This window comes from Spirulina subsalsa CS-330 (genome assembly GCF_028330765.1).
Lineage (GTDB): Bacteria > Cyanobacteriota > Cyanobacteriia > Cyanobacteriales > Spirulinaceae > Spirulina > Spirulina subsalsa_A.
The window spans coordinates 1-3,677 of sequence record NZ_JAQMTY010000180.1 but is presented as its reverse complement, the minus strand read 5'-3'; the positions used below and the strand labels follow the sequence as shown (position 1 = coordinate 3,677).

At 52.6% G+C, this 3,677-nt stretch carries 4 protein-coding genes; 1 reads left to right on the top strand and 3 read right to left on the bottom strand.

Annotation, left to right across the window (positions count from 1 at the left end):
* Positions 1-210: IS1 family transposase (locus PN477_RS12730; RefSeq protein ID WP_272147319.1), on the top strand; the 210-nt coding region annotated here is incomplete at its 5' end.
* Between the two features lie 535 nt (positions 211-745).
* On the opposite strand, the gene psb34 is transcribed toward PN477_RS12730, so the two are convergent.
* The 3 genes from psb34 to PN477_RS12715 all read right to left on the bottom strand — a co-directional run bounded on the left by psb34 (position 746) and on the right by PN477_RS12715 (position 3,445).
* Entirely contained in the window at positions 746-916 is a 171-nt protein-coding gene (gene psb34 / locus PN477_RS12725) for a photosystem II assembly protein Psb34 (protein WP_272118634.1), read from the bottom strand.
* Between the two features lie 126 nt (positions 917-1,042).
* A complete protein-coding gene (locus tag PN477_RS12720) occupies positions 1,043-1,645 on the bottom strand; it encodes a hypothetical protein (RefSeq protein ID WP_272118632.1) in 603 nt (200 codons plus the stop codon).
* Between the two features lie 48 nt (positions 1,646-1,693).
* The gene (locus PN477_RS12715) at positions 1,694-3,445 is read right to left on the bottom strand and encodes a ShlB/FhaC/HecB family hemolysin secretion/activation protein (RefSeq protein ID WP_272118631.1); all 1,752 of its coding nucleotides are present in this window, start codon (positions 3,443-3,445) and stop codon (positions 1,694-1,696) included.
* Positions 3,446-3,677: the final 232 nt, after the last annotated feature.

Genomic DNA, 3,677 nt, shown 5'->3' with positions numbered 1-3,677 from the left:
TATTGTGAAGCAATTCCCAAAGAGATCCATCAATCCACTGCCAAAGAGGAGGGTGAGACAAACCATATCGAGAGATTCAATAATACGCTACGGCAAAGATGCTCAAGATTAGTGAGGAAAGGATTATCATATTCTAAAAAACTCTTTAATCATGAAGGAGCAATATGGTATTTTATTCATCACTATAATGCAAGTATTAATGTTACTTAACTTACTAATTCACTACATATTTACCACTACCCGTTTTTTTTGATCCTGTGATGGTCTTCATTCAAGAAGGTGACTTGCGCCATCCCAGTCAGAAAATCATCCCTGAGCCTGTGCCTAAAAACACTCAACCCACCTATGTCGATTATCATGTGCAATTACCACCACGGTCTTTACGGGAATTTAGTTTTTGGGTTGCACGGCATCTGGATCACGCCCAATTTATCGCTCCAGCCCATTGGGTGAAATCCCATCATCAGGCGGCACAACGACTAGTGCAACGCTATGAGCAGCATCTTGGCGGAACGAAAATATAGCCAGTTGACATGATGGGTTAATGTTGAAGCGATTACCTTAGAGATCCAGGGATGGTCAAACGAATCCCGACAGGGGCAGAGATGAGCTTATCCTGTCGGGATGTTTTGATAGCGATCCTAAATCAATCGGAGATCTTAATTAACAAGGGGCTTAAGCCCCTTGCCTGTTCATTAAATAGGATTGCTATAGTGGGTTGTGGGTTAACTAGAATGATGCGGGACTAAGAGACGGAAAAGGCGAGGAAGACTACACCGCTGACCACCACCAGCGCGAGAACACCCGCGATCGCATAGTTCCGCTTTTCATTGGAGGAGGGAGGGTTAGCGACGTACATGTCCGGCTCAACTGCAAAGTTATTGATCCGTCCGCCTTCTTCTTTGGTATAGGGCATTTTTATTTCCTAACGTCTTAAATCACATTGGGGTTGAGTGCGATCGTAGATCAGACTCAATCGGTATGCTGTTAATTATGTCATGTTTCGTAACATTTGGTTGCAATTGGGGGTGAATCGCTGTCCTCAGGTCATTTTCCACACTTCCCATGCTGCCTCTCGGCCAATTTTTCCCTGCCGCTTAAAGCGAAATGATCCATATTCACACACATCTCCACTGGGGGCAATCCCCGTCAGAGTGCGCACTTGGGATGTGGACAACAGCCATTGATAGTGACAGGCTTCTTCGAGTTCGCGCCAGACTTGCAGGGGGGAGGCTGACGGGGAGAGGGGCGATCGCGCTGCGATCGCATCGGAGAGATTCACCAGCAACGCCGCCAAGGCCGGATCAGAGGGGGAGGGTGTCGGGTCTTCTGCTTCGGTTTCGTCCTCGTCTTCATCGAACCCATCCGGGTCCAGTTCCCCATCGGCCACCGCCGACACATCAATCACCCCTTGGGATTGGGGCGTGCTCACGGTCATCACCCGCGACAGGGGCGTGTAGGCGGCGAGTTTTCCCCCTTTGGCTAACCATTCATGGAGATCATCTAACGCTTGGACAATCACGGGACTGGCGTATTCTTCCCCATCCACATCACGGGAGAGGTTGACCTCCAACGCCTGAAGGCGGGCATTGAGTTGTCGCCGCGTTCTGAGTTGATAGCGTTCGAGTAACCCTGGAATTTTCATGCATTTTGGATAGCGTCGTCCATCAGTATCCTAGATCCAAATCTCAACTCAAAACAGCCGATAGTTGACGCTGAAATGAATCCCCTGTTCTTGCAGGCTGTTTTGGTCAATGTTGGGATTGATTAAGGGAATGCCCCAATCGAGGCGGGCGGAGAAGCGATCGCCAATCCTAAGCAGGGAACCCAGGCCAAATGAGGCGAGGGTGCTGGGATTATCGGCGGTGAATTCGGAACTATTCCAGACAAATCCATAATCCACAAAGGGGGTTAATTGCAGCAGCGTAGCCCATTGGGGAATGCGCAGGATCGGAACGCGCAGTTCTGCGGAGGCAAAAAAGCCGTTATCGGCGGTGCGAAAGTCTTGGCGATAGCCGCGCACGGTACTCGCTCCCCCGATCGCAAATTGTTCGGCGGCGAGGAGACCTTGATCGGCGAGTTGGAGATCGGTGCGCAGCAGGGCGATGGTTTGGGGGGCGAGGAGGCGGAGGTATTGGGATTGGAGCCGCCAGGTTGCGAAGGTGCTGTCGGGGATGGGATCGATGTTGATCGTGCTGTGGAGGGCATCGAGGCCGAGGCTGAATTGCGATCGCAGGGCGAAGACATCCCGACCGCTACGGTGGCTATATTCCTGGACAAAACGCAGGGCGGTGATCGTCGTGCGTCCGTTTTCATCGGCCCCAAAGGAGAGGGGAAACGGGCCGATATCATCAAAACCGAGAAAGGTTTGACTGGTTTGATGGCTGAGGGAGAGGCTGAGGGCGAAGTCTGTGCTGTCGGTTTGGTGAATGGGTTGGCGATAGGTGAATTGGTAATTGTGCGATCGCGATGAAATATCCAGCGCATCAAAGGGGGTTTCAATAATCGCGTTTTCGCTCCTGCCATAGCTGGCGCTCAGCGTGCCATTCCGGGCATTGATCGGCACGGTGTAGCTGAGATTATTGAGGCTATTACTCCCCTCGGTGTTGACCCAACCGACGGTGAAGCGATCGCCCCGCCCGGTGAGGTTGCCATGGCTGAAATTCACCTGACGGCGATCGCTGCCCACACTGGGCGATCGCTGATTATCAACGCTGAAATCAAGATCAAAAGCATCCCGCTCCACGACCCGCAAATCCAGGATATTCATCCCCGGCTGGGTTCCCGTCGAAAGTTCAGCGGCAATGGATTCGATCAGCGGATCGCGCTTAAGCCGTTGCAGGGCGTTGAGTAAATCCCCTTGGTTGAGGGGCGATCGCACAGCCCCCGCCACCCGTTGCCGGATATAGCCACGATCCAACCGCCGCACCCCCGTCACATTAATCGTTTCCACACCCCCTTCCAGAATTTGCACCCGCATCACCCCATCCTGCACCGACTGCGGCGGCACAAACGCCCCAGAGGTAATGTAGCCCTGGTCTTGGTAATGTTGGGTGATGGCTTGGCTCGCGGCCTGGATCTCGGCGAGGGTGAGCGATCGCCCCACATACGCCGCCACCACAGTGGTTAATTCCGCCGCCGAAAAGGCCGTATTGCCGGCAAATTCAAAGCGGTTGATCGTCAAACGCGGCGCATCGGGAAGGGCGGGGAACATTGCCGGAGGCGGGGCGATCGGCACAGCTAACGGAACGTCTGCCGGAGTCGAGGGGGGAAGTAGTTCCTCTAGGGGCGGTAAGCGATCGGAGGCGGGCGGAATCGATTCGGGAATATTCGGCGGCAGGGATTGAGCGATCGCACCTTGGGCCCCACCCCAGCACAGCAGGCCAACAACCCACAGCCATGATCCATGAGGCCAAACATTAGCCACCCTATCGACTTGGTTCATGATGCTTTACTCACGGTCATCTATGGTTTTATCTTAAATGTGCAAAGAAGACTCCCACTATAAAGCGAGTCCGAGTAGAGTTACCAAAGGTAACGGCGGACATGCCTTTTAGTGGCGAGATGAATTTGCACCAACAAACAAATCGAGCGACAGCGAGTCCTTTAATTGAATTTTTGCCATTTTGTATGATAGTTTGATATGCTATTCCTGGGGAAGATTAAAACTTAAAACT

What these genes read in the sequence shown, in the direction of transcription:
- psb34 (WP_272118634.1), bottom strand. Translation starts at nt 916, where the DNA reads ATGCCCTATACCAAAGAAGAAGGCGGACGGATCAATAACTTTGCAGTT.
- PN477_RS12720 (WP_272118632.1), bottom strand. Translation starts at nt 1,645, where the DNA reads ATGAAAATTCCAGGGTTACTCGAACGCTATCAACTCAGAACGCGGCGA.
- PN477_RS12715 (WP_272118631.1), bottom strand. Translation starts at nt 3,445, where the DNA reads ATGAACCAAGTCGATAGGGTGGCTAATGTTTGGCCTCATGGATCATGG.